Source organism: Corynebacterium kutscheri, from assembly GCF_000980835.1.
Lineage (GTDB): Bacteria > Actinomycetota > Actinomycetes > Mycobacteriales > Mycobacteriaceae > Corynebacterium > Corynebacterium kutscheri.
Map to the genome: position 1 here is coordinate 1,263,394 of NZ_CP011312.1, position 24,655 is coordinate 1,288,048.

23 protein-coding genes and 7 tRNA genes are annotated in these 24,655 nt (G+C 45.5%); 8 read left to right on the forward strand and 22 right to left on the reverse strand.

The window, feature by feature from the left end; translation table 11 throughout:
• Positions 1-13: 13 nt before the first annotated feature.
• The 11 genes from thrS to UL82_RS05820 form a co-directional block, all read right to left on the reverse strand.
• Positions 14-2,071 carry a threonine--tRNA ligase gene (thrS, locus tag UL82_RS05770; protein WP_046439602.1) on the reverse strand — a complete coding sequence of 686 codons (2,058 nt, stop codon included), beginning with the start codon at positions 2,069-2,071 and terminating at the stop codon, positions 14-16.
• A 172-nt stretch (positions 2,072-2,243) separates the two neighbouring features.
• Entirely contained in the window at positions 2,244-3,503 is a 1,260-nt protein-coding gene (locus UL82_RS05775; protein ID WP_046439604.1) for a Dyp-type peroxidase, read from the reverse strand.
• Between the two features lie 19 nt (positions 3,504-3,522).
• Positions 3,523-4,122 carry a copper chaperone PCu(A)C gene (locus UL82_RS05780; protein ID WP_046439606.1) on the reverse strand — a complete coding sequence of 200 codons (600 nt, stop codon included), beginning with the start codon at positions 4,120-4,122 and terminating at the stop codon, positions 3,523-3,525.
• A 3-nt stretch (positions 4,123-4,125) separates the two neighbouring features.
• On the reverse strand, positions 4,126-4,713 hold the full coding sequence (locus UL82_RS05785; protein ID WP_046439608.1) for a copper resistance CopC family protein: 588 nt from the start codon (positions 4,711-4,713) through the stop codon (positions 4,126-4,128).
• 591 nt (positions 4,714-5,304) lie between these two features.
• Positions 5,305-5,380: transfer RNA gene (locus UL82_RS05790), tRNA-Gly, on the reverse strand.
• Between the two features lie 54 nt (positions 5,381-5,434).
• Positions 5,435-5,506 (reverse strand) — tRNA-Val (locus UL82_RS05795).
• A 10-nt stretch (positions 5,507-5,516) separates the two neighbouring features.
• Positions 5,517-5,587: transfer RNA gene (locus UL82_RS05800), tRNA-Cys, on the reverse strand.
• A gap of 36 nt (positions 5,588-5,623) precedes the next feature.
• A tRNA-Gly gene (locus UL82_RS05805) sits at positions 5,624-5,699 on the reverse strand.
• A gap of 54 nt (positions 5,700-5,753) precedes the next feature.
• Positions 5,754-5,825: transfer RNA gene (locus UL82_RS05810), tRNA-Val, on the reverse strand.
• 33 nt (positions 5,826-5,858) lie between these two features.
• A tRNA-Gly gene (locus UL82_RS05815) sits at positions 5,859-5,934 on the reverse strand.
• 177 nt (positions 5,935-6,111) lie between these two features.
• Positions 6,112-6,183, reverse strand: a tRNA-Val gene (locus tag UL82_RS05820).
• Between the two features lie 180 nt (positions 6,184-6,363).
• On the opposite strand from UL82_RS05820, the gene UL82_RS05825 reads away from it, so the two are divergent.
• The 3 genes from UL82_RS05825 to msrB all read left to right on the forward strand — a co-directional run bounded on the left by UL82_RS05825 (position 6,364) and on the right by msrB (position 8,810).
• A complete protein-coding gene (locus UL82_RS05825) occupies positions 6,364-7,020 on the forward strand; it encodes a dihydrofolate reductase family protein (protein WP_052735896.1) in 657 nt (218 codons plus the stop codon).
• A gap of 39 nt (positions 7,021-7,059) precedes the next feature.
• A complete protein-coding gene (locus UL82_RS05830; protein ID WP_197719652.1) occupies positions 7,060-8,277 on the forward strand; it encodes a glycosyltransferase family 87 protein in 1,218 nt (405 codons plus the stop codon).
• A 122-nt stretch (positions 8,278-8,399) separates the two neighbouring features.
• On the forward strand, positions 8,400-8,810 hold the full coding sequence (msrB, locus tag UL82_RS05835; protein WP_046439610.1) for a peptide-methionine (R)-S-oxide reductase MsrB: 411 nt from the start codon (positions 8,400-8,402) through the stop codon (positions 8,808-8,810).
• Between the two features lie 90 nt (positions 8,811-8,900).
• Here msrB and hemQ read toward each other — a convergent pair whose 3' ends face one another.
• Positions 8,901-9,602, reverse strand: coding sequence for a hydrogen peroxide-dependent heme synthase (gene hemQ / locus UL82_RS05840; RefSeq protein ID WP_232009529.1), 702 nt, complete (start codon positions 9,600-9,602; stop codon positions 8,901-8,903).
• Positions 9,603-9,802: 200 nt separating this feature from the next.
• On the opposite strand from hemQ, the gene UL82_RS05845 reads away from it, so the two are divergent.
• On the forward strand, positions 9,803-10,456 hold the full coding sequence (locus UL82_RS05845; protein WP_046439612.1) for a DUF3000 domain-containing protein: 654 nt from the start codon (positions 9,803-9,805) through the stop codon (positions 10,454-10,456).
• A gap of 105 nt (positions 10,457-10,561) precedes the next feature.
• A complete protein-coding gene (locus tag UL82_RS05850; protein WP_052735897.1) occupies positions 10,562-11,746 on the forward strand; it encodes an HRDC domain-containing protein in 1,185 nt (394 codons plus the stop codon).
• A 19-nt stretch (positions 11,747-11,765) separates the two neighbouring features.
• Here the strand turns inward: UL82_RS05850 and dxs are convergent, their stop codons facing one another.
• The 5 genes from dxs to dut all read right to left on the reverse strand — a co-directional run bounded on the left by dxs (position 11,766) and on the right by dut (position 16,477).
• A complete protein-coding gene (gene dxs / locus UL82_RS05855) occupies positions 11,766-13,667 on the reverse strand; it encodes a 1-deoxy-D-xylulose-5-phosphate synthase (protein WP_046439615.1) in 1,902 nt (633 codons plus the stop codon).
• Between the two features lie 210 nt (positions 13,668-13,877).
• Entirely contained in the window at positions 13,878-14,828 is a 951-nt protein-coding gene (locus UL82_RS05860; protein WP_232009531.1) for a class I SAM-dependent RNA methyltransferase, read from the reverse strand.
• A gap of 84 nt (positions 14,829-14,912) precedes the next feature.
• Positions 14,913-15,131 carry a TRAM domain-containing protein gene (locus tag UL82_RS11410; protein WP_232009532.1) on the reverse strand — a complete coding sequence of 73 codons (219 nt, stop codon included), beginning with the start codon at positions 15,129-15,131 and terminating at the stop codon, positions 14,913-14,915.
• Positions 15,132-15,227: 96 nt separating this feature from the next.
• Positions 15,228-15,947: a DUF3710 domain-containing protein gene (locus UL82_RS05865; RefSeq protein ID WP_046439616.1), complete on the reverse strand. Its 720-nt coding sequence runs from the start codon at positions 15,945-15,947 to the stop codon at positions 15,228-15,230.
• Between the two features lie 62 nt (positions 15,948-16,009).
• A complete protein-coding gene (gene dut, locus UL82_RS05870; RefSeq protein WP_046439617.1) occupies positions 16,010-16,477 on the reverse strand; it encodes a dUTP diphosphatase in 468 nt (155 codons plus the stop codon).
• Positions 16,478-16,643: 166 nt separating this feature from the next.
• Between dut and UL82_RS05875 the strand changes: the two genes are divergently transcribed.
• A complete protein-coding gene (locus tag UL82_RS05875) occupies positions 16,644-17,186 on the forward strand; it encodes a DUF3093 domain-containing protein (protein WP_046439619.1) in 543 nt (180 codons plus the stop codon).
• 169 nt (positions 17,187-17,355) lie between these two features.
• Here UL82_RS05875 and UL82_RS05880 read toward each other — a convergent pair whose 3' ends face one another.
• Complete coding sequence (locus UL82_RS05880) at positions 17,356-17,652, reverse strand: DUF4193 domain-containing protein (protein WP_046439621.1); 297 nt, start codon at positions 17,650-17,652, stop codon at positions 17,356-17,358.
• 207 nt (positions 17,653-17,859) lie between these two features.
• On the reverse strand, positions 17,860-18,729 hold the full coding sequence (locus UL82_RS05885) for an inositol monophosphatase family protein (RefSeq protein ID WP_083966431.1): 870 nt from the start codon (positions 18,727-18,729) through the stop codon (positions 17,860-17,862).
• A gap of 126 nt (positions 18,730-18,855) precedes the next feature.
• On the opposite strand from UL82_RS05885, the gene ppgK reads away from it, so the two are divergent.
• Both ppgK and UL82_RS05895 read left to right on the forward strand, forming a co-directional pair.
• Positions 18,856-19,608 carry a polyphosphate--glucose phosphotransferase gene (gene ppgK / locus UL82_RS05890; protein ID WP_046439622.1) on the forward strand — a complete coding sequence of 251 codons (753 nt, stop codon included), beginning with the start codon at positions 18,856-18,858 and terminating at the stop codon, positions 19,606-19,608.
• Between the two features lie 453 nt (positions 19,609-20,061).
• Entirely contained in the window at positions 20,062-21,684 is a 1,623-nt protein-coding gene (locus UL82_RS05895; protein ID WP_046441285.1) for an RNA polymerase sigma factor, read from the forward strand.
• 155 nt (positions 21,685-21,839) lie between these two features.
• Here UL82_RS05895 and UL82_RS05900 read toward each other — a convergent pair whose 3' ends face one another.
• The 3 genes from UL82_RS05900 to UL82_RS05910 all read right to left on the reverse strand — a co-directional run bounded on the left by UL82_RS05900 (position 21,840) and on the right by UL82_RS05910 (position 24,605).
• Positions 21,840-22,325, reverse strand: coding sequence for a DUF4190 domain-containing protein (locus UL82_RS05900; protein WP_046439624.1), 486 nt, complete (start codon positions 22,323-22,325; stop codon positions 21,840-21,842).
• Positions 22,326-22,665: 340 nt separating this feature from the next.
• Positions 22,666-24,369, reverse strand: a complete 1,704-nt coding sequence (locus UL82_RS05905; protein ID WP_046439626.1) for a DEAD/DEAH box helicase — start codon at positions 24,367-24,369, stop codon at positions 22,666-22,668.
• The gene (locus tag UL82_RS05910) at positions 24,366-24,605 is read right to left on the reverse strand and encodes a DUF3039 domain-containing protein (RefSeq protein WP_046439628.1); all 240 of its coding nucleotides are present in this window, start codon (positions 24,603-24,605) and stop codon (positions 24,366-24,368) included. The genes UL82_RS05905 and UL82_RS05910 overlap by 4 nt, the downstream gene beginning before the upstream one ends.
• Between the last annotated feature and the right edge of the window lie 50 nt (positions 24,606-24,655).

A 24,655-nucleotide genomic window follows, 5' to 3' on the forward strand; every position in this document is an offset into this window, starting at 1 on the left:
ACCTATTAAGCGCTTATCGACGAGTACTTATACTAGCTTCAGTTGGCTGCTCGTTTGTTCTAGAACGAATCCATGCGTCGATAAGCTCAATAGCTTCCGCAACTGGTACACCGTTGATCTGCGTACCATCAAGGAAACGGAAGCTCACAGCATTTGCCTCCACATCGCGTGCACCAGCTAGCAGCATAAACGGAACCTTGCCGGTAGTATGATTGCGGATTTTCTTCTGCATACGATCATCGGAAGTATCTACGTCTGCCCGAATACCACGTTCGCGCAGTGCAGCTACTACTGTTTCAAGATGATCAACAAAAGTATCTGCTACTGGAATACCTACCACTTGATGCGGTGCCAACCATGCTGGGAATGCGCCAGCATAATGCTCAAGCAACACACCAAAGAAGCGCTCAATGGAGCCAAAAAGTGCTCGGTGAATCATCACTGGACGCTTCTTAGTTCCATCGGAAGCAGTATATTCCAGATTAAAACGCTCAGGTAGATTAAAGTCCAGCTGTACCGTAGACATTTGCCACGTACGGCCAATGGCATCACGCGCTTGAACCGAGATTTTTGGCCCATAGAATGCTGCACCGGCAGGATCTGGAACCAACTCAAGTCCAGAACGAGTAGCAACCCGCTCCAATGTTTCAGTTGCCCGCTGCCAAATCTCATCCGATCCAACATATTTCTTAGGATCTTTGGTAGAAAGCTCTAGATAAAAATCATCTAAGCCATAATCACGCAGCAAAGAAATAATGAACTCTAAAACCTTAGTAAGCTCATCTTCCATCTGTTCTTCGGTGCAGTAAATATGGGCATCGTCCTGGGTAAAACCACGAGCACGAGTAAGACCATGAATCACGCCAGATTTTTCATAACGATATACTGTACCGAACTCAAAGAGACGTAAAGGCAATTCTCGGTATGAACGACCGCGAGAAGCAAAAATCAGGTTATGCATCGGGCAGTTCATCGGCTTGACATAATAATCCTGAGCCGGTTTGGTAACGTTGCCCTCTTCGTCATAATCACCGTCGAGCTGCATAGCCGGGAACATCCCCTCGGCATACCAGTCAAGGTGACCTGATTTCTTAAACAAATCTCCCTTAGTCAAGTGTGGAGTGTTTACAAAACAGTATCCATCTGCAATATGACGACGACGAGAATGCTCTTCCATCTCCATGCGCACAGTAGCACCATTGGGGTGGAACACTGGGAAACCAGACCCAATCTCATCCGGGAAGCTAAATAGATCTAGCTCAGCACCCAGCCGGCGATGATCACGTTTTTCAGCTTCGGCCATCATGAGTTGATATGTTTCAAGTGCCTCCTTGGACTCCCAGGCAGTACCGTAAATACGCTGAAGATCAGCATTGGACTGATCACCACGCCAATATGCAGCCGAGGAACGAGTCAAGGCAAAGGCCGGAATATACTTAGTGGTTGGTACATGTGGACCACGACAGAGGTCGTACCACTCTACTTCACCAGTGCGTGGGTTAAGGTTGTAATATCCGGTTAATTCACCCGCGCCAACCTCAGTAGCCTCATCGGAATGAGGGTCAACAGATCCTTTATCCTGGATTAGCTCAAGTTTATAAGGTTCGTTTTTTAACGCCTCGGCGGCTTCTTCCTGGTCAGCATAAACACGACGCTCAAATTTTTGCCCTTGTTTAATGATCTTCTTCATCGTTTTTTCGATGCGCTGTAGATCTTCTGGGGTAAAAGGCTCAGCGACATCAAAATCGTAATAAAAACCATTCTCAATAGCTGGGCCAATGCCTAATTTGGTGCCAGGAAATTCTTTTTGCACTGCCTGCGCCAAAACGTGCGTACACGAGTGTCGAATAACGGCACGACCTTCTTCAGTATTGGCGGCCACAGGCAAAAATTCTTGTTCCGTATCTGGAATAAACGAGAGATCTTTAAGTACTCCCTCGGAATCCTTAACGCATACAATAGCGTCAGCGCCCTTATTCGGCAGTTCTAATTCGCGCATTACTTGTCCAACCGGTGCACCAGCTGGGACGGTAAATGCTGCGTATGAACGTGCATCTTCATTATTGGCCATGTACGTGTGCGCTCCTTTACTGCGCTCATGTATACCCGTCATACCTGGACGGAAATACAGTTTCCAACACTGACTGTGCGCTCAGCACAGACATACATCGCCAATCCTACAATGTCAGAACAATAATCAAAGCATCGAATAAAGCTTTTCGACGCTTATTTTCTTATAGCTGCTAGGATTCTAGAATTTCTTGCGCCCAATAGTGGTTTTCATCTACACCTGGCGGGATCACAAATACTGCCGAACCAATATGAGTAATCCACTCGTTAAGCCGGTCGCTAGCGGAAAGTCGTTGCTGTATAGGTAAAAATTGCAGCAGTGGATTTTTTTGATAAGCGCCAAAAACTAGTCCCGCATTACTGAGCTGATCTGAGCCTGCTATAGGTGCTTCATTATAGTTATAAGCGCGACGCAAAATACGTTGTTCAGGCGCATCCGAAGGAGGCGCCGCTAAAGCCATATGGGAACGGGCATCAATAACTGGCAATCCAAAAGAATCACGGGCTTCAAAATCAGCCTCGTCAAATTCATCGGTACCACTTAGTGGTGCACCACTATCTAGTGTGCGCCCAATAACTACTTCACGAGAAGTTCGATCAAGCATCTCCCATTTGTCAAGATTCATAGCAATTCGCCGCACAACTAAACTTGTTCCACCAACCAACCAAGGCAGCTCGGCATCCTCAGAACTAATCCAGACTTGCTTGTAAAAATCTTCGTCTGTACGTGGATTAATTGTTCCGTCTTTTTGCCCAAAAAGATTACGTGGGGTTGCTCCTTTTTCTAATACCCCTTGAGCATTAAGGAATCCCGTTTGAAACCATCTGGTTGTCACAATGGAAGAGCCAGCACGAGTCATATGTCGCACTGCCCAGGCAGTTGTAACTGGATCATTAGAAGCTATTTGAAGGACAAGATCTGCCTGACCATAAGCATCGTCTAACTGATCATTTTCAAAAACTGGCATATCTTTAAGCCACGAAGGACGCATATGCGCTATTTCAGCGAAGTCAAAAAACCGCTCGCCTAAACCAACCGTAATAGTCAATTTTGCCGGATGAGTAGTCATCTCCGGCTCTAAACTGCCTAAGGGATTAAGACCTTGACAAAGCCGCCGAGCATCTTCGGTCCAAAGACGCATTAAGCGCTGAGCTGATTTACGGTCACTGCCGGCTCGGAAATTAAAGGCCACCATTGTTTGACTAGCCTGATTACCAGTTGCAATACCTGCTTGATGTAGACCGTGAAATTCAACCGTAGAGTCGCCGACAAGAGTATCTGCAGCAACATCGTGGGTTAATGATTGCGTAACTGACGCTTCCTGCCCGTGGCTACATGCCGATAAACCAGTAGCACCGGCGATGCCTGCCGTGCCTAGCAAAAATCCTCGTCGGGAAATAGATTGCTGAGATTGTGTATCAAAACCAGACACGGCAGCTTATTACTTTCTCTTAGTGATTGTGCTCAGTAGCGGTTGTCTCACCATGCATATGCTGCATGTGCTCATGACCTTCAGAACCATAGTCCTCATCACCAGCACCAACGGTACGCACTGGTACATCAGCAATATCGACCATAGATCCATCGGAAAGCTTTAAAGTAACGTCTACACTTTCACCAGCTTTCACTGGCGTCGCCACGCCCATAGCCATCATGTGCTCATGACCTGGTTGCAAAACAAGCATGCCGTGAGCAGGAACGGTATAACCGCCTTCTTTCATGCGCATTTTACCATCAACTACTTCGTGCAGTTCAAAGGTTTTAGCGTCCATGGTAGTACTAAAGCTAACAATATTAATTTCTTTATCGGTGTTGTTATGCAAAACACCAAAAATAGCGGTCATTTCTGAGTCATCTTCCATGGCACGAACATAACCGTCTTCAAGGGTTACGCTCTGACTAGCCGCGTGCATTGAACTCGTCATCATCGAGCTCGATGCATCAGCACTAGTTGCTTTAGTGGAGTCCTGCTCAGAGTTAGAGCAAGCAGTAAGTCCTAGGGCTGCAGTAGCAACTAAAGCTATTGCACTACGACGAATAACAATACTCATATTTTAATTATCCTTTTCAGTCTCTTTTGTCTTACGATTTCTAGCAATAGTCGATGCAATCACTGCAGACATAACCAATACCGCACCACCAACAATAAACCAGCGCAACGCAGTTATATCAGAATTCTCAGCAAGCTCAGACATCCCTGAATTACTAGTAGTTTCTGTATCAGATGCACGTTCAGCAACTACTGACGTAGGAGAAGCCGAAGTAGTCTGCCCACCGCTTAAAGTGAATGTAGTTTTTCCGCGAGTAGCATGTCCATCAGAAGAGGTAATCTGAAAACCTACCGTATATTCACCTGCTTGGGCTTTGACCTCATCAGGAACATCCAATGTTAGCGTGTTTGCCACAAGCGTAGGTTCACCCGTGAAAAGAACATTCTGGTCTTGATCACTAACTGCAATAGTATTAAATCCCTCTTTAGGAATACCCGAAAACTCTAGGACAATTTGAGTCGGAAATTCACTGATAACAGACCCATCCTGTGGGGTTGATCCGATTACGGCATCATGCGCCGATACAGTAGGAGCATGCATCAGCATTGCTGCTGTGGCCACGGTGATCGCAGCAGCATTACGAAACTTCATATGTTCCTTTCTGAAGGTGCTTTTTTCGTCCACCAGGATTACATGTTGATCAAATAAAAAGCGCTTACTCGACCACGTTAACAGTCGGTATGTATGAACAAAAAGTTCCCGACATGCTGAAAATAATTCTTATTTAAAAAGAAGATATATTTCCAACAAGCAATAACCACTATCTCCCATGACCTGTTTTCCTGCTCACGGCTAAAAAGATATTATTCTTTCTCGCCCATCCAAGCATGATAGTTAGCGATTCTTGATATAAGACGCATACGATTTCTACCTGCACAGCTAATCTACTAGGAACTACATTTCATACCCCTATAAAGATCAACTGGCAACAATGTTTAAAGACGTGTATGCCTAATAATTCTTTTATAACCGCTAGCAGTTCAATTTTTCAGTCACATATATTTCATTAAAATCAAGTGATTACTTTAAAAAGTAAAACTATTTCTATACCAAGAATAATCCAAGGTACTACCAACTAATCTCACGGTAAGAAAATAGTAAACAAAAAAGTGTGTCTATCTGAAAACACGTCAGATAGACACACTTTTTACTACTTAGCTCAAATATATTGAGACCAAACCTTGGAGCGGATGACGAGACTCGAACTCGCGACCCTCACCTTGGCAAGGTGATGCGCTACCAACTGCGCTACATCCGCATACGACAACCACAAAACGTGATTCTCTAAGGTCAACTATCACTAGCAACCCTGTGCGCGATACTGGGATTGAACCAGTGACCTCTTCCGTGTCAGGGAAGCGCTCTCCCGCTGAGCTAAACGCGCAAACACTATGAGGTGGAAACGGGAATCGAACCCGTGTGCACGGTTTTGCAGACCGTTGCCTCACCACTCGGCCATTCCACCGTGGCGCATGAGCGCCGGTAAGTATGTAAACATACTTGGAGCGGATGACGAGACTCGAACTCGCGACCCTCACCTTGGCAAGGTGATGCGCTACCAACTGCGCTACATCCGCATACGACAACCACAAAACGTGATTCTCTAAGGTCAACTATCACTAGCAACCCTGTGCGCGATACTGGGATTGAACCAGTGACCTCTTCCGTGTCAGGGAAGCGCTCTCCCGCTGAGCTAAACGCGCAAATTACCAACAGCCGTACAATATAAATGTACGTGGAGCGGATGACGAGACTCGAACTCGCGACCCTCACCTTGGCAAGGTGATGCGCTACCAACTGCGCTACATCCGCATGCACATATCATTCTGTGCGAGACAAAAGCTTACAAGTCTTATCCGCACTACACAAATCCCCTGCACAGTCCCAGATCAAACCAGTTTCCTAGATAAACACTGCGACGCTGCCGCTTAAATAAGCCTGCTCCATAAAAAGAGCTAAAGCCCCTGCTAAACAGGGGCTTTAGCTCTGTGGTTCTAGCTGGGATCGAACCAGCGACCTTTCCGGTGTGAACGGAACGCTCTTCCACTGAGCCATAGAACCTTACCGATAAAAAAATAATGGAAACAATCATTATTTTCACACCCATTCAAATTTATCAGCACTTCCTACTACAACCTAATTCGTATTACAGCCTGCCGATAAAGCAGTTTTACCCATTATCGCCTGGTTACGGATACATACTTATCGAATACTGTGCGCTAATTCTAGTATCCTGCCATTATGAACATTAGTGTCCACGATATCTGGGATGATCCTATTCCTGGCCGCGAGATTCGCGCGATTATGGCTATGAGTATTAACGGCGCCACAGCTGTTAAGCACACCAGTGGCCAATTAGGAAATGAGCTTGATCGTGATTTATTGCTCTATGCCCGTTCCTGGTCTGATTGTGTTCTCGTTGGCGCTGGAACAGTTCGAACCGAAAATTATGGCGGCATTGTTCAGCCCGATACTGAACATCGACCGATTATCGTGGTTAGTGCCAGCGGAAAGCTTGATACTAACAGCAGATTATTTACCGATACCCACACCCCGCCGATCATTATCAGCAACTACAGTATTGAAAAAAACCGTCGTCAAGCATTAGAAAAAACTGGCGCACGTGTGTTGCATTGCGATACTTCTCAAGCGCATGAAATTACGCAGATAATTTATTCACTTGGGTATCAGAAAATTCTGTTAGAAGGTGGCCCTCGACTTTATACTCAATTTATTTCCAGCGGACTCATTGATGCGTTCAACCTCACCTTGTCCCCGAAGCTAGTCAGTGGAAGCATACAAAACAGCGTCGATACGCATGGGATACAAGACATGGACTTAAAAGCGCACTATCTTCATACAGACGGCACAGTGTTTTTGCGCTACCGACGTGTTTAACCCACAAAAACCAAACCAAGTGAACTAGGGTTTCTAAACGTGACTGCCCTCTTTACTGCCTCGATGCGCATAACAACCCCACTGCCAATCGGTGGTGCCCACCGCACCGCACAGGATCGACTGCTCACCATAATTTTTTGGCCACTCGCACTCATGCTGGTTGCACATCGCACCATAGTGCTAGCCATTAATGGGGATACAACGGATGATTTCTCCACCGTTTACAACGCGTTACGACGTTTTCTTGAGGGCGTACCGGTCTATAACGAAGTGTATCTTCACGTTGATCCACATTATCTTTATAATCCTGGAGCAACCCTATTGCTTAGTCCCATGGCGTTGTTTGGGCATTTCTTTTTAGCGCGCTGTCTTTTTATTGCGCTCAATACCGCGGCCATTATCGCCGGTCTTGGTCTACTGACTCGTCTTTTTGGCTATAGTCTCAAATCTGCAATCTTTCCCATTGCGATTACTGCTGCATTTTTAACCGAGGCGGTACGTAATACACTCATTTTTGCCAATATTAATGGAGTACTTTTTTTAGCACTCGTTGCTTTTATGTGGCTTCTACTTAACGAGCGCACCTGGCTTGCCGGCATTGTTATTGGTCTCGCTATTCTTGTAAAACCAATGTTCTTACCTTTGCTCTTTTTACCATTAATCAAGTGGCAATGGCGCACAATCGTAGCTGCGATGACAGTAGTTTTAGGCATGAACCTTGCCGCCTGGCCACTACTTGTCCAACCTGGCGATTATTTCACTAAAACCACACCTTATCTGGGCGAAATACGCGACTATTCAAATAGTTCTTTGCGTGGGCTCAGTGTTTATTTCGGCATGCCTGGTTGGCTTACTGCATTATGGTTTTTCATTTTCAGTGTCTTAATCCTCATTGGACTTATCGCATTGTTAAGAATTCGCTACTTAGATCCGTTGTTGTGGGTAACAACTACTAGTTCATTACTTATCGTCGGCGTGTGCTTTTTAAGCTCTTTAGGGCAGATGTACTACTCGATGATGATCTTCCCGCTCTTTTTTACTATCTTGCTTCGCATTTCTGCAGTACATAATCCAATAGCATGGTTTGGTGCATATTTCTGTTTATCCCCTGACGATTGGGAATCAACCCGCTGGTTGGATTATGGGCGCTGGATAGCTTTCTTCCAACCCACTATTGGTTGGGGTCTCATTATTATTGCCATCGCCATTAGCGCGCTGATGTGGTGGAAAAATGAACCTACCACTGTAGAAAAATAGCCTACCAACTCTGCTTTTCATACACTCTAGAAAAAATATTTTTCTATCGGGAATCATTAGTTAGGTATCTGCTGTTGGATTAGGCATAGACCTCAACGAGCAGCTATTTAAGGAGCACAGTTATGACTGATTTCAAATTAATTACCGATACCGAATGGCGCCAACGCCTCAATGCGGAAGAGTATCGTGTTCTTCGCCAAGCTGGTACCGAAGCTCCACATATTGGCAAATATACCAACACCACCACCGAAGGAGTCTATTCTTGCCGTGCTTGTGGCACAGAGCTTTTCCGTTCCACGGAAAAATTTGACTCTCATTGTGGCTGGCCGTCTTTTTTCTCTCCTCTCGCTGGCGACAAAATTATCGAACGCGTCGATAATTCGCTAGGAATGACTCGCACTGAAGTACTATGTGCAACCTGTGAGTCACATCTTGGACATGTTTTTAGCGGTGAAGGGTATAACACCCCTACCGATCTTCGCTACTGCATCAACTCCGTTTGTTTGACCCTAGAAGAAAAACCAGTGCAATAAAATTTTGGCTTTTTTACACAGTAAAAGTATGTAAGGCCGCTGTACTGTTCTATCAGCACAGCGGCCTTAAATATGGCACGTCGAAAAGCTTTATGGAAGAACTTTAATAAGCTCTGCTACTTCGACTCGACAACCGGAGAAAAATGGAATTTCTTCCCGAACATGCAAACGTGCATCGGTATAACGCATGGTGTGCATAAGATCAACAATCCGGTGCAATTCCGGAGATTCAAAGGCTAGCAGCCACTCATAATCACCCAAGGCAAAAGCCTCTAACGTATTAGCGCGTACATCTGGGAAATCTCGTGCAGCTTGGCCATGCTCGCTAAGAATGCGGCGACGTTCCTGTGGGTCCATAAGATACCAATCATAGGAACGCACGAAAGGATAAACTGTGATCCAGTCCTGTGGCTCCTCACCCATAATAAAGGAAGGCAGATGCGACTTATTGAACTCGGATGGACGGTGCAAAGCATTACCAATCCAAAAAACTTCAGTTAGTTGCCCTAGCACAGTTTCACGACGGAAGTCAGAATAAGCTTTTTGTAGCTCCCGGAAATTCTCAGCATGCCACCAAATCATAAAATCGGCTTCGGCTCGACACCCAGAAAGATCGTAAATACCACGTACAACTACTACACCCTGAGCTGCTAGATCTTCGAAAAATGCCTGAGCTTGGGCAATAATTTCTTCACGGTCAGTTCCTAGTGCACCAGGAATAGCACGAAATGTTGCCCACTGTGAATAGCGCTGCATACTGTTTAACTCATCAAAGTTCAGCTTCTTTGCCACTACTTTTCCTCTCCCGTTATATCGATAACACTTAGCTAAATGTGACGCCAGGCATCATCCATAAGTTTGATTTTCGCTTTTTGACTCTACCCCTTTAATACAGCTTTACGCGACTAAGGCTAGACTTAATCGCACTTTATCCCCCATAATGAGCGTCTTATACCCTCATCACAGCACGATCACGGCGCGCCTTAACAACAATGCATCATTTCAGCATTACTTTGTCCTTTGTGAACGAGTTTCAAGCGACGCCTGTGACAGACGCAAAAACTTCGACGATACCGGTTGAATTCTCCCGAGCCGTCGAATCCATGCATGAAGCACACCTTCGCCCCGAAATCAGTCTCGGTACCATCCGACCCCCACAGCGCCTAGCCCCATTTAGCCATGCTATTGGGTTAGAAGTCATACCTCCTGAGCAAATAACTGATGAATCTTTAGTAGCTCAAAATAGTGATGGTGATGCTTTCGGACGCCTCATTCTTCTCCATGATCCTAATGCTGACGATGCGTGGTCTGGGTCTATGCGCTTGGTTGCTTATATCCAAGCAGATATGGAAGATGCAGTAGCAAATGATCCACTGCTTCCTGATGTTGCATGGCAATGGCTGAACGAGGGACTCGTCGAAAACAATGCTGATTTTACTAATCTCGGTGGAACAGTAACCTCTACTGCGTCAGTTCGCTTTGGAGATATTGGCGGTCCGCCACGTGCTTATCAACTAGAAATGCGTGCTTCCTGGACCGCTAACAGCGAAAAACTCCATAATCACGTAGAGGCTTTTGCCAGCGTACTTGCCCAGGTTGCGGGGCTACCGCCAGAAGGAGTTATTCGACTTTCATCAAGTTCTTAACTTATCAGCTATAACTATTAGCCTTGTGCCAACTGTCGTTAGTTTATTTGTCGTAGATCGCACCAACGTCGTCTGCTACAGATTTTTTACAGCATAGAAAAACTCGTGTGTACCTCTCCTTTTCCGGTTCATCTTTGTAGTACGGAACGCGAAATTAATAATGCCGCCCACGCCCTTGCGCAAGCACGTGGATCGTTTGCCCTTGATGTCGAACGCGCTAGTGGCTTCTGTTACGATGATCGCGCCTATTTAATCCAAATTAAGCGGACAAATTCCGATATTTTCCTTATTGATCCTATCGATCACCCTGATGCTGTGCGTACTTATTTAGCACCCGTGCTCAATAGCGATACTTGGTTATTGCATGCTGCATCCAATGATCTTCCTAGTTTAGCTGAGCTTGGACTTACTCCCGCTCAACTTTTTGATACTGAAATCGCAAGTCGATTACTTAATTTTAGCTATGTAAATCTCAGTTATATGGTTGAAGAATTATGCGGTGTGCACTTAAAAAAGGGAAAAGGCGCAGAAAACTGGTCCCAACGTCCGCTACCTAAAGGCATGATTGACTATGCGGCACTAGATGTTGCCTATCTAGACAAGCTTGCTCAAGCATTGGATGAAAAACTACAACAGGAAAATAAGCGCCACTGGCTAGAGCAAGAATGTGGGCATATCGTTAAAAAATATGCACGCATTATTCATCGCCAACGTTCCTGGGAAAATACTAAAGGAATCCATGAGCTGCGCACCCCGAAAGAACTAACTATCCTTCGTGAGCTATGGATAGCCCGAGAAAATAAAGCACGACAAGAAAATAAAGCACCTAATCGATTATTAACTGATAAAGCACTTATCCACTTAGCGCAGCGTCCTGCCTTCCAACTTTCTCAGATCCGCCCACACGGCAAGCCTATTGCGATTAGTCTGGCAAAAATATGGCTCAATGCAATTAAAAAAGCACACACAATACCTCCTGCTCAGCGTCCCAAATCAGTCACCTATAACAACGATATTCCGCCCCGAAATCAATGGGCGCGCTATTATACGGAGAGCCACCTCAGCTATAACCACATTAAAGAATCTTTAATCCCTGTCGCAGAATCTCACTCACTACCACTTGATAATCTCATTGAGGCCAAGGCTCTGCGAGAAATTGTATGGAAATGCACCCAGACTTCCGAAATAGTCACAATAGAAGATCTTGATCACGCTTTTACTCACGCACAGGTGCGCGCATGGCAAAAAGAACTCACCTTTGATGTCATCGCAGATGAATTCTTTGATTAAAAACTACTTTTTTACTCGACTATCCGACGTCGAAAAGCTCCCGAGTAAAACTCACTAAAGATGCAGCAATACCTGCACTATCAAGGCCAACTTCTGCGAACAGTTCCGCTCGACTTGCGTGTTGTGGGAAGATCTGTGGGAATGCTAAACGCCTTAATACGGTATCAATACTTGCTGCCGATAATGCCTCACTGATCAGGGAACCAATACCTCCGTGGATCACACCATCTTCAATGGTAACAACCAAATCATGATCGTCAGCAAGTGCAAGAAGACTAGGAGCAACTGGAACTACCCATCGTGGATCAACCACCGTGAAGTTCACCCCAAGTTCTACAAGTGCAGCCACGGCTTCTAAGGCTTGAGTCACCATTGTTCCCACAGCAACAATAAGCACACTTGGTGTGTCATCATCGGCATTAGCCTCGGTATAGAGCATTACGTCTACCCCGTCGTGTAACCGATCAACAGCTTGTGTTGGAGTAGGTAAACTTCCCTTTGGAAAACGCAGCACAGTTGGACCAGTGATTTCTACTGCTTCACGGAAGAGTTCTTTAAGCTGTTCCCCATCACGTGGTGCAGCAACATGAATACCTGGAACTACCGAGGTAATCGCAAAATCCCATACACCATTATGGCTCGCCCCATCTGAACCAGTCACTCCGGCGCGGTCAAGTACAAATGTCACGGGTTGCTCAAGTAATCCAACATCCATCAGCAACTGATCAAAAGCACGGTTAAGGAAGGTGGAATATAAAGCTACCACCGGATGCATGCCACCAAGTGCTAATCCGGCTGCGGAGGTAACTGCATGCTGCTCTGCAATTCCTACATCAAAAAACCGTTCTGGATATTTTTCTTGAAATGCGCTTAAACCAGTTGGTCCCGACATTGCGGCGGTAATAGCCACAATATCTTCTCGCTCTGCGCCTACAGAAACAAGTTCTTTGCTAAAAAGCGCTGTCCAACCAGGGCTCGCGGTACCAACAGGTTCTCCAGTTTTAGGATTGATAATGCCAGTTGAATGCATCAGCTCGGCAACATCATTTTCTGCAGGTGCATAACCACGGCCTTTCTCAGTAACCAAGTGCACAATCAACGGGCCGTGATAATTGCGAGCATATCGAAATGCAGATTCAATGGCTTTAAGATCATGTCCATCAACTGGACCGATATATTTCATTCCTAGTTCAGGAAACATTTCGGTAGGAACTACCCCAGATTTCACGCCTTCTTTAAAAGCGTGTAAAGCTTCAAAAGTACGCTCGCCAACCCAGCCCATTGATTTAAGAGTAGTTTTGCCATGTTCCATCACTCGATCGTAAAAGGATTGCATGCGTAAGCTAGCAAGATTCTCGGCAAAACCACCGATAGTAGGTGAATAACTACGTCCGTTATCATTTACCACGATAACGACATTGCGGTCTTTAGCAGAGGCGATATTGTTAAGAGCTTCCCAGCACATACCACCAGTTAATGCACCATCGCCAACAACTGCTACGACATTGCGGTCTGTTTGTTTCTGAATAGCGAAAGCTTTGGATAACCCGTCAGCATAACTTAGTGCTGCGGAAGCATGAGAAGACTCTGTCCAATCATGTTTGCTTTCTGTGCGTGCAGTATAACCGCTAAGTCCATCTTTTTGCCGTAAAGTATCAAAGCCATCTTTGCGCCCCGTAAGGATTTTATGCACATAAGACTGGTGCGAGGTATCAAAAATGATGGGATCATGAGGAGAATCAAAAACTCGATGCAACCCTAAGGTGAGTTCAACAACACCTAAGTTTGGTCCTAGATGTCCGCCAGTGGCAGAAACTTTTTCCACCAAAAAATCTCGGATCTCCGCAGCGAGTAACTCCATCTGCTCGTAACTTAGATCCGTGAGATCGCTGGGCTGTGTAATGCGGTTCAAAATACCCATGGGTGAAATCGAAAGTACCTTTCTTACAATAGGTCGCTGCTCGTACACCGACGTAGGTTGCGTTGATTCCAAAATTTTCTATAGCAGCGCGACAAAACTGCCGGACTGAAAAATTACTCAGCTACCTGTTTTTGCGCTGTTATTTTTTCAATTATAACCAGCATCTCCGATGCGTAACACGACACTTAGATTTTTCTAACGCACTTTTTCTTATCTTTTTTCTGCGTCAATAAGGTTAGCTGGTCGCAGTAGCGCTAGCACTTCTACATGGTGCGTACCAGGGAAAGCATTGACTACGACCCATTTGTCTATCGTATAACCTGCATTACTCCAAGTGCGGATATCTCGGGCAAAAGTTGCTGGATCACAGCCTATATGAACAATGCACTGTGGATCAGTAGTAGCAATGGCCCGAATGACATCTTCACCAGCTCCAGTACGTGGTGGGTCAAGCACTACCACGTGAGGATGTGGAAGTTGCCCTAAGGCTTTTTCGACACTTGCCGAATGAAAAGTAACTTTCTTAGCGGCCAGTCCTACCAAAGCTTCTTCACCGCTGCGCGCACAGGTAGGTGAAGATTCAACTGAGTGGATTGCTACTTTATTACCTAATGCCCTAGCCAATGCCGGGACAAAAACCCCTACCCCACCATAAAGGTCCCAAGCTACCGGTGCGTTAGTTGTTGCTGCAGCATAACGTTCTTCCAACCAGCGAGAAATAATATCGGAATAAGCCTGAGCAGCATGGATATGTGCTTGCCAAAAACCAGTTGCTGGCAAGCGGAAGGAAAACCCATCAACAATTTGTGTTGCTAATTTATCACCACTGATTACTCGGGTAATTTTTTCACTTCGTCGGCCACGCGGTGCTTTAGAAATTTCAACAACGTGAATCTCACCAAAATCATCTTTAACTGCAACAACTTCACTGCCCGGAGAAAAACGAACGTCTTTAATAGCGTCGAAAAGTCCGGTTACAGCTTGTGAGCACTCAGTACCAATGATGATCTCGTTACTTGCCCGCTTACGTACTCCTGCCCGCCCATGTTCATCGACGCCCAAGCGGATACGAGTGCGCCAGTGCTGCGAAGGCTGTAAATCAATGCGTTCAGGTACTAGAAGTTGCTGTACACCGCCGACTCGTTGGAGTTGATCGCGCACGATTGTTTCTTTAAGTGATAGCTCCTGGCTAGGATCAACCGTAGCAAATCCACAACAACCGCCACCTTGTGCAGCCGCCTGACATCAAGATTCTACTCGTATATCGCTTGGTTCTACTACCTTAATTAAATCTGCACGGGCAAATTTCTTTTGCTTTTCCACGATGCGCACCTGAGCTTTATCCCCTGGAAGCCCACCATGAATGAAAACTACGCAACCATTAATTACCGCAATGCCTTCCCCACCATGCGCAATACGAGTGATCTCAGCAATAAGTTCAGCGCCAACAATTAGATCTGTCACGAGGTAGTTTTTCCATTTCTATATCGTTATCGCTGAACGTTTCGCGATAGCTTTGATTACTCTTTTATCACCCACACCACCAGATAGTGCGGTGGTCTACTGGTTATTTTGTTCCGCTTGAGCGCGTTTTTCTGCTTCTATACGCACTTGTTCAGCTAGTGGACCAGGCAAGGTAACTGGTAGTGGGCTACCAGCTAGAATTGGTTCATTACCGCGGTAGACGAAGGTACGCGCAATAACTTCACGAGCAATCTGCGCCATTTGCTCGGCGGTAGCAATCGGTGCAGCAACAGTCATTCTCAGCATCCACCGTGGCCCATCCACACCAATGATGCGCACAATCCCACCCCCGTCGTCAGTCGAACCGATAACTTCTCGTCCCCACGGGCCAGAGTCAATATGCACAGTTAATCCGTCGTTACGCATGCTCTCGGCAATTTCTTTGGTAGCCTCACGCCATTGACCAGCTGATTGAGGTGCTGCAAAAGCAACCGGTGTTATCCGGCCAAAAGGCGTAAGAATATGCAACATCTTTGGCCCCTGCGCTCCCATCTCTACCTGTACTTCACTGTTTTTTGGAAGTGGTATCTGTAAACTACCCAGGTTTAATACGCCGAGCGAGAAATCAGAAAAATCAAAGGTGGTTATATCAACAGAATCACCATCGAAAGGACCATGCTCTGTAGCATCATGCACGACAGCGGTATCGGATTCTTCTACCTGCTGCGTATCTTGCGTATCTACTGCATCCGATACAGATTCGGTTGATTCAACTGGTGTTTCTTTTTTATTGCGTCCAAACGGCCACTTTGCCATAGTTTTTTCCTTGAAGTCCGTGCTAGTTAACTATTTTCCTGCTTTACGACGATACCTGGTAGCTAATTCAATCCTGTTGAGCCATATCCTTGTGCCCCTCGTACTGTCTCGTCTAAATCATCCACCTCAATAATTTCTGGCAGCTCCACACGTTGAATAACTAATTGTGCAATCCGCTCGCCTCGCTGAATATGAATGTCTTGATCTCGATCAAGGTTAATTAAACAGACTTTAATTTCTCCTCGATAATCAGCATCAATTGTCCCTGGAGTATTAACAATGCTCAGACCTTCTTTAAATGCACGTCCTGATCGTGGGTGTACCAAACCAACAGTGCCAATTGGCAAAGCAAGCGCAATTCCAGTTCCAACGAGTAATCGTTGACCAGGCTTAATAACTACATCTTGTGTGCTATATAAATCAACACCGGCATCACCACGATGCGCGCGCTGAGGCAAAGGAAGCTCTTTATCTAGCCGTTTCAGTGAAATAGTGGTTACATCATAATCAACTTGGAAGAATTTGCTCATCGCTCTAGCCTATCGTTGCTTTATCACCTTAACCATAATTGATATGGTCACAAATATTTTCCTTGTTCTATTTGATCTACCCAAACCAACGTCAAGGTCTTAAAACATCTTAAGAAATAACTTCTACAGCTCGCTTCTTTTCGCCGGTGAAGTAGACTTGGTGAGCGTGACCTCATCAACAGACAATGACTCCACGCATCCGCAGGCCTCTGGCCAGGTTAAGGTCTTATACTCTGAACGCCAATGGGTTCCTTGGTATTGGTGGATTGCCGCAGCGCTTCTTGTTGCCCTTTTAAGCGCACAATTTGCGCTCAACCGCACAATGGCGTGGTTGTATATTCCCGCCATTGTCTTAAGCATCGTAGCGGTATGGGTGTTACTTAATATGTCAAAAACAATACTGAAAGTTGAAGAAGATCCCGATGGCACTCGTTGGTTAGTCTCGAATACGGCAAATCTTCCGCATACGGTAGTCGCACGTAGTTTAGCCGTTCCAGCAACTGCAAAGCGTAACGCTATGGGCCGTCAACTTGATCCAGCGGCTTTTCTTATCTCGCATTCGTGGGTACCAGAAATGGTCATGTTGGTTCTTGACGATCCAGAAGACCCCACGCCTTATTGGCTGGTAGGAACTAAAAATCCAGAGGCTTTACTCAAAGCGTTTCTTCCTAATCAATATGAAACAGCAATAAAAACATTAACCAACTAGTTTTCAGAATCTTTTATCATTAGCAAATCCCTGGCAAGTTAAGCCATATGGCTTATCTAACCAGGGGTTCTCTGTTAGTTATTCTCGTTAGAGCATAAAATAAGCGGCCACTTACCTTAAATGCTTACTTTCAAACGCCATAAAGGGTGAGACAGTTATGGATGAGAAGTTATGCGCAATCTTTGCAAATAATCGAACCATCGTCTTCAACATGGTCAATACGCTTATTGCTTTGCACCAAATAGCAGCTTGAGCAGGTGAATTCATCTTCGCGACGCGGAACAACGGTGACATTAAGCTCTTCACCGCTGAGATCTAGGGATGGCAAATCATAGGCCTCCACCATTTCTTCTTCATCAGCATCAATATTTCCAGAATGAGCTTCTGCTGCTTTGAGCCCTTCAAGAGAATCAGTTTCGAGTTCATCTTCTTCACGACGACGTGGTGCGTCATAATCAGTGGCCATGGCTAGTTTCCTTTGCAATACATGCAGTATTTATCAATAATTATCGCTTTTAGACCGCAGGTGATGACCATGCCAAGTAAAGCCAAGAAACACCAACGATCACATATCGCTCTGGGCGCATGGTAAAGGAAGAATTAATCATTGTCATCTTGTCACGAGATTACCCCCGTTCCTATGCGCCGAAGGAAACACTATTCCTAAAAGGGCTTAACGGTCAAGCCGAGCTGGAATACCTGATATAAGCTGGGAAAACTCAGCGCTAATTCCTGGAGCAGCTCCCGTAGAAATATGTCCTTCTGCACCCGGAGCGGAAATACTAGGGGTAGAAACCACTACCCCTGCTTCGGCGGCGATCAATGATCCAGCCGCGAAATCCCACGGTTGTAAACCATGTTCATAATAAGCATCAAGATGTCCTTCCGCGAGGGCACAAAAATCTAAAGCTGCGCTACCAAAACGACGAATATCGCGTACCCTAGGCAAAAATTCAACAAGAACTTCGGCCTGATCTTTACGACGTACCTCCGAATAAGAAAAACCCGTCCCAATTAAAGCCTGACTTAACTGAGTACTTTTTGAAGCTGTTAACGGACGTGGCTTATCACTACTACAAGCAAAAGCTCCTTGTCCTCGCGCGGCGAGATAACATATTCCGGTAGCCACATTAACAACACAGCCAACTATAACTTCTCCGTCGATTACTGCTGCGATACTCACCGCGTAGTGTGGAATTCCATAGATAAAATTCACAGTTCCATCTATGGGATCAATCACCCAAGTAACTCCACTAATGGAAACAGTTGAGCTTCCTTCTTCGCCGATAATTCCATCCCCCGGACGATTGTGCTCTAAATAATCCACAATCATTTCTTCCGCCATCGTATCAACGATAGTAACTGGATCCACCGCAGAGGATTTCGTTCGTGCATATTGGCCTGGATCCCCTAGCTCCGCACGCTTTTCTTTAATAGCTACCGCTGCCTGAAGTGCACATTCAACAGCAGTGCTAGCCAAAGAAGGCAGCAAATCATCATTATTAAGATCAACAAAACTGGGGAAAACATAACCGGAAACCATAGGCACAATTATCCTGAAAAATAGAAAATCTGCCAGCGTTCACAGAATTACCTCTGCTGTAAATCACAAAAATCATAGCCAATACTGCCTCATAGTTAAGGAGCAGTTTCGCTAGAATCTGAGGCTATGGAAAATGTAGGTTTTGGTATTGATGTTGGTGGCTCTGGAATCAAAGGAGCCCGGGTGGATCTAGCCACAGGTGAATTCATCGGTGAACGGATTAAGATCCTTACTCCACAACCAGCAACTCCCGATGCAGTAGCAGAAACCATCGCCGAAATTATCCGACAAGCTCAATGGGATGGTCCGGTAGGTATTACTTTGCCCAGTGTGATCAAAAATGGTGTTGCGCGCAGTGCCGCTAATATTGATCCGTCTTGGGTAAACACCGATACCACCGAATTATTTGCTCGGCACTTAGGTGAACGGGAAATTTCTGTCCTCAACGATGCTGATGCAGCAGGTCTTGCCGAAGTTAATTTTGGTGATGAGCATGCTCGCCACGGCGCGGTTATTCTCTTAACTTTAGGGACCGGAATTGGCTCTGCGGTACTTATCGATGGTGCACTTTTTCCCAACACTGAACTAGGCCATCTAGAAGTTGATGGTAAAGAAGCTGAACATCGCGCTTCTTCTGCGGTCAAAGATCGTGAAGAACTCAGCTATAAGCAATGGACAAAACGTCTGACCAAAGTATTAAAAGTCTATGAAGCTTTATTTAATCCCACTATTTTTATTATTGGCGGTGGAATTTCTCGCAAATTCGATAAGTGGGGTCCAATGTTAGATATTAATACCCCGATTGTTCCAGCTAGCTTGCGTAATCGTGCTGGAATTGTCGGCGCGGCACTTGCGGTACGAGATCAACTACATCCCTAAATTAGGACATATCTTATATGTCTAGTCGACCAGGCGCCCTTAAATTTTATGCTGTTCATCAGCTTCAGGTGTGCCTGGTTTTATTGTGCTTATAAACACCGTAAAAACTAGAAAATGGTTCCGGAACCACCTTTTTGCATTTTTTGTTTTATAATGGCACTTTGTCTGATACACATTGACAAGCATATAATTTCAAACTTCTTTGACATACGGTCAATTATCATATCTTTAAGCTTGCGTTTTCTTATCCGCTGGTGAAATAAAGATACCTTTCATAATGGTATTTACCCGTATGTTTGAGCTCCTTATCTAACGTGGTTTTTACACGTTGTTGATCCATTACTGGGTAAACAAAGATTCGGAGAACTTTTTTAGCTCTTAAAGATGTTTGGTGTAGGTATGCCCACTGTGCATCTATTTGAAGAACTAATTCACCCAGAGGAAAGGGCGTACGTGGCAGCCACTGAGACTTCAGAATCCTTAGCTTCTGCACGCACTGGCGAAACCCCAGCCGGCGTTGGCTCCATTAAAAAAGCCGTAAAGAAGACCGCAAAAAAAACTGCGAAAAAGACAGCTCGTAAAGCTTCGCCGCGCACTGCACTGAGCACCAGCGATAGTGTAGTCACGACTCCTTCTACTGCTACGTCTTCATCTGTTGATACGGATTCTTCTGCTACTACAGAAAAGAAAACAACAAAAAAGACCGCCAAAAAGACGACGGCCAAGAAGACAACAAAGAAAACAGCAGCCAAGAAAACAGCGAAAAAGACTGCAAAAAAAACAACCCGCACAGTTAAAGCAGTAGAAACAGAATCAGCTGTAGAAAATAACGTGCTAGAAGTCACCGATGTCCTCGATGACGATCAAAATGTCACTGATGATTTTGTTGATTTCGATGGCACAGATGACTTTGATGATCTCACTTCTGCACTAGACGAGGACGATCTTGATACCGACCTCGACGATGAGGACGATACTGATAGTGACGATCTTGATGATGACAATGACGTTTCTGTCAATGAGATCGACAACCTCGGTGGCGACGAGGAGGAAGACGAAGAAGACGATGGTTCTTCAGTATGGGATGAAGATGAATCAGCCGCATTGCGCCAAGCACGCAAAGATGCTGAGCTAACGGCTTCTGCAGACTCCGTTCGCGCTTATCTCAAGCAAATCGGTAAGGTCGCACTGCTTAATGCCGAGCAAGAGGTATCTTTAGCCAAGCGCATTGAAGCTGGCCTATACGCTTCTTATCGCATGGAGCAAATGGAAGAGGCCTACAATAACGGTGATCGAGAAGCAAAGCTGACTCCTGCTGTAAAGCGTGATCTGCGAGCTATTTCTCGTGATGGACGCAAAGCCAAAAACCACCTGCTCGAAGCTAACTTGCGTTTGGTCGTCTCGTTGGCTAAACGTTACACCGGCCGAGGCATGGCGTTTTTGGACCTCATTCAAGAAGGTAACTTGGGTCTTATTCGTGCCGTCGAAAAGTTTGACTATACCAAGGGCTACAAGTTCTCTACTTATGCAACGTGGTGGATCCGTCAAGCGATTACCCGCGCAATGGCTGACCAAGCTCGTACCATCCGTATTCCGGTACATATGGTTGAAGTTATCAACAAACTTGGCCGTATTCAGCGTGAACTCTTGCAGGATTTAGGTCGCGAGCCTACCCCACAAGAGTTAGCTAAAGAAATGGACATCACCGAAGAAAAGGTGCTGGAAATTCAGCAATATGCGCGTGAACCTATTTCTTTGGATCAGACCATCGGCGATGAAGGTGATAGTCAGCTTGGTGATTTCATTGAGGATTCCGAAGCAGTTATTGCTGTAGACGCGGTATCATTTACGTTACTCCAAGATCAGCTTCGCGATGTGCTACATACACTTTCTGAGCGTGAAGCAGGCGTGGTTAAGCTCCGCTTCGGGCTTACCGACGGTATGCCACGCACACTCGATGAGATCGGTCAGGTTTATGGGGTAACCCGTGAGCGTATCCGGCAGATCGAATCAAAGACTATGTCTAAGCTGCGTCATCCATCGCGTTCGCAGGTGCTTCGTGATTACCTAGACTAATCGATACAAAAATTAAAGCAGATAGCTAGAAATAAATAAGTGCTCGAAGATGAATACCAACTCATTCATCTTCGAGCATTTATTTATTCGTCAAAAGGCTATACCAAAAAATGCAGGCACCTTAACTTACGTTGTGCCTGCATTTTTAATTTGTGCTAGTTCATCTGGTTGACTCGATCTTGAATGCACTGTTGTACTTGATCTTCTGGAAGGCCAAAACAATCAGAGAATTGTGAAAGAACCGCTGCCCCACCAATGAAAAGCACAATGGTAAGTACTAACGCGATTACGCTTATTATTAACGAAGCTATCGAAAGACCCATACGAGGCTTATCCAAAGGCTGACCATCTTTAGCGATAGAACGCGCTCTCATGATGGCAACAATGCCAAGGACAATACCTAACAGTGCAAACAGCCACGATCCGATGATACCTATTACCGTAATCGTCAGTACCAATGCGGCAATACTTACACCTAGCGCCCATGTTGCTATGTTGTTCTTTCGCTCTGGTACATTCGCATAATTTGTATAACCACCAGCTGCCCCATAAGCAGGATCGGGATAACTGTTATAAGAAGGGAATTCATTATTATCTGAATAAGGCGAATCACCAGATGAGTTGTTGTTAGGGTAAGTCATTTTATACTCCTTCACACTTAGCTAAACTTTGCTCTACACATGTTCATTATGCCCAGAAAACTAAAATGCCCACTGTTTGGACAGTAACCAAAATCACTTGGCTTTAATTGTCCGCATCATTAAACAGGTTCGATAGTAGCAGTCTTCATGCTTATAAGGGTAAGCATAGTCTGCATTATTTTCACCAGATAACGCTCCTGATAACCGTATATCTGCTGCATAAGCAAAGAATATAACCATAATTATTCAGTTTTAAGCGCAATGATCCCCTGTGAAAATCCAATGCTATGGTTTTCGCAGGGGCTTATATGTTCCGTATAAAGACTTTATAACCTAGCAGCTACCAGCGTCGTAAATAGTCAATACGCTGTTGTAATTGTTCAGCTGAACACATCGCAGTCGGAGGTCCGCCACATTTTTGCCGAACTTCAGTATGAATCGCACCGTGTGGCCTACCAGTACGTGATGCAGTTATCGCTACTAATGCATTGAGTTCTCTACGTAATTGTGGAATCTGTTGGCTAGCAACCGGCACACTACTAGGCGGATCCTGTTTAGCTTTTTCCTGCTCTTGCTTACGTAATTGTTTTGCTTCAGCTTCACGCGCATCTAATTGTTCAGCTTGTCGTTTACGCAGTAATAAACGCATTTGATCTGCATCAAGTAGCCCTGGCAAACCTAGATAATCATCTTCTTCTGCAGAACCAGCCATTGTCGACGTGCCATAGGTAGAACCGTCGTAAATCAATGAATCTAATTCAGCATCAGCACCTAAGGATTCATAGGATTTCAGTTCATCTTTCTCGGTTTCCTTCTTATTTGCCTCAGCTAATAGTTCGTCATCCCAGCCTTCTTTGGATCGATCAGGTTTACCTAAAACATGGTCACGTGATTTCTCCAACTTGCTAGCAAGATCAAGCAATACAGGCACCGAAGGTAGAAATACCGATGCAGTTTCTCCTTTACGACGCAAACGCACAAAACGCCCAATTGCCTGTGCAAAAAATAGCGGAGTAGCGCTACTTGTCGCATAAACCCCCACTGCTAAGCGTGGCACATCTACACCTTCGGAAACCATGCGTACCGCAACCATCCATTCATCATCACTAGCAGAAAATTCTTCAATACGTTCCGAGGCGCCAACCTCATCGGAAAGAATTACGGCCACTGGTGTTGTACTTAAGGTTTCAAGAATTTTTGCATAGGCGCGCGCAGTGGTTTTATCAGTAGCAATAACTAGGCCACCAGCATCTGGAATAGCTTTACGCAATTGCAATAACCGTTTATGTGCCGCGCCTAAAACAGCTGGAATCCAATCGCCACGTGGATCAAGTGCAGTTTTCCATGCGCGCGCTGTTTGCTCAGCATTTAACGGCTCGCCTAGCCGGGCAGCATATTCTTCCCCAGCGGAGGTACGCCACCTCGCTTCACCGGAATATGCCATGAAAACCACCGGACGCACAACAGCGTCGGCAAGCGCATCAGAATAGCCATATGTATGGTCAGCCTGCGAAATCTGATGTCCTTGTCCATCATCAACATAACGGACAAAAGGAATTGGTGAATCATCGGAACGAAAAGGAGTACCAGTTAAGGCTAATCTACGCTCAGCATCAGCATAAGCTTCCCGAATGCCATCACCCCAGCTTTTAGCATCACCACCATGGTGAATCTCATCCAAAATCACCAAAGTTCGCTTTGCTGTTGCTACCGCATAATGTTTAAACGGATGCATGGCTACTTGAGCATAAGTCACTACAACACCATCATATTGGGGATTAACCGCGTCAGAATTTCTAAAATTCGGATCAAGGCTTATTCCCACTCGCGCGGCTGCAGCGGCCCATTGCACTTTAAGGTGTTCGGTAGGAACAACCACAATCACACGATCAACTGTGCGACGGGTAGTTAATTCGGTAGCAACGCGTAAAGCGAACGTTGTTTTACCTGCCCCAGGAGTTGCCACCGCTAGGAAATCCTTGGGGTTGGTCATGAGGTACTTCGTTAGCGCCTTACGCTGCCAAAGACGAAGATCACTACTCACTTTTTACGTAAACCTCGATAGATACGCTCACAATCTGGACAAACCGGTGATCCTGGTTTCGCTTGTTTGGTCACTGGAAAAGTTTCACCGCATAGTGCTACCACCATCTTGCCGGATACCGCAGAATCAACAATTTGGTTCTTTTTCACGTAGTGGAAGAACTTCGGAGTGTCATCGCCGATGGAAGGATCAACGTTAACGTCTGGCCGTTCGATAGTCTGAGTACGTGTAGTCACCCCACCTATATTGCCCCACTTTTCTTCCTAAAGCACATAACGGTCTACCA

Excerpts from the sequence above, each read along its gene's own strand:
- thrS (WP_046439602.1), bottom strand. The coding sequence starts at position 2,071 with ATGGCCAATAATGAAGATGCACGTTCATACGCAGCATTTACCGTCCCA.
- UL82_RS05780 (WP_046439606.1), bottom strand. The coding sequence starts at position 4,122 with ATGAGTATTGTTATTCGTCGTAGTGCAATAGCTTTAGTTGCTACTGCA.
- UL82_RS05785 (WP_046439608.1), bottom strand. The coding sequence starts at position 4,713 with ATGAAGTTTCGTAATGCTGCTGCGATCACCGTGGCCACAGCAGCAATG.
- UL82_RS05825 (WP_052735896.1), top strand. The coding sequence starts at position 6,364 with ATGAACATTAGTGTCCACGATATCTGGGATGATCCTATTCCTGGCCGC.
- msrB (WP_046439610.1), top strand. The coding sequence starts at position 8,400 with ATGACTGATTTCAAATTAATTACCGATACCGAATGGCGCCAACGCCTC.
- UL82_RS05845 (WP_046439612.1), top strand. The coding sequence starts at position 9,803 with ATGCATCATTTCAGCATTACTTTGTCCTTTGTGAACGAGTTTCAAGCG.
- dxs (WP_046439615.1), bottom strand. The coding sequence starts at position 13,667 with ATGGGTATTTTGAACCGCATTACACAGCCCAGCGATCTCACGGATCTA.
- UL82_RS05865 (WP_046439616.1), bottom strand. The coding sequence starts at position 15,947 with ATGGCAAAGTGGCCGTTTGGACGCAATAAAAAAGAAACACCAGTTGAA.
- dut (WP_046439617.1), bottom strand. The coding sequence starts at position 16,477 with ATGAGCAAATTCTTCCAAGTTGATTATGATGTAACCACTATTTCACTG.
- UL82_RS05880 (WP_046439621.1), bottom strand. The coding sequence starts at position 17,652 with ATGGCCACTGATTATGACGCACCACGTCGTCGTGAAGAAGATGAACTC.
- UL82_RS05885 (WP_083966431.1), bottom strand. The coding sequence starts at position 18,729 with ATGGTTTCCGGTTATGTTTTCCCCAGTTTTGTTGATCTTAATAATGAT.
- ppgK (WP_046439622.1), top strand. The coding sequence starts at position 18,856 with ATGGAAAATGTAGGTTTTGGTATTGATGTTGGTGGCTCTGGAATCAAA.
- UL82_RS05900 (WP_046439624.1), bottom strand. The coding sequence starts at position 22,325 with ATGACTTACCCTAACAACAACTCATCTGGTGATTCGCCTTATTCAGAT.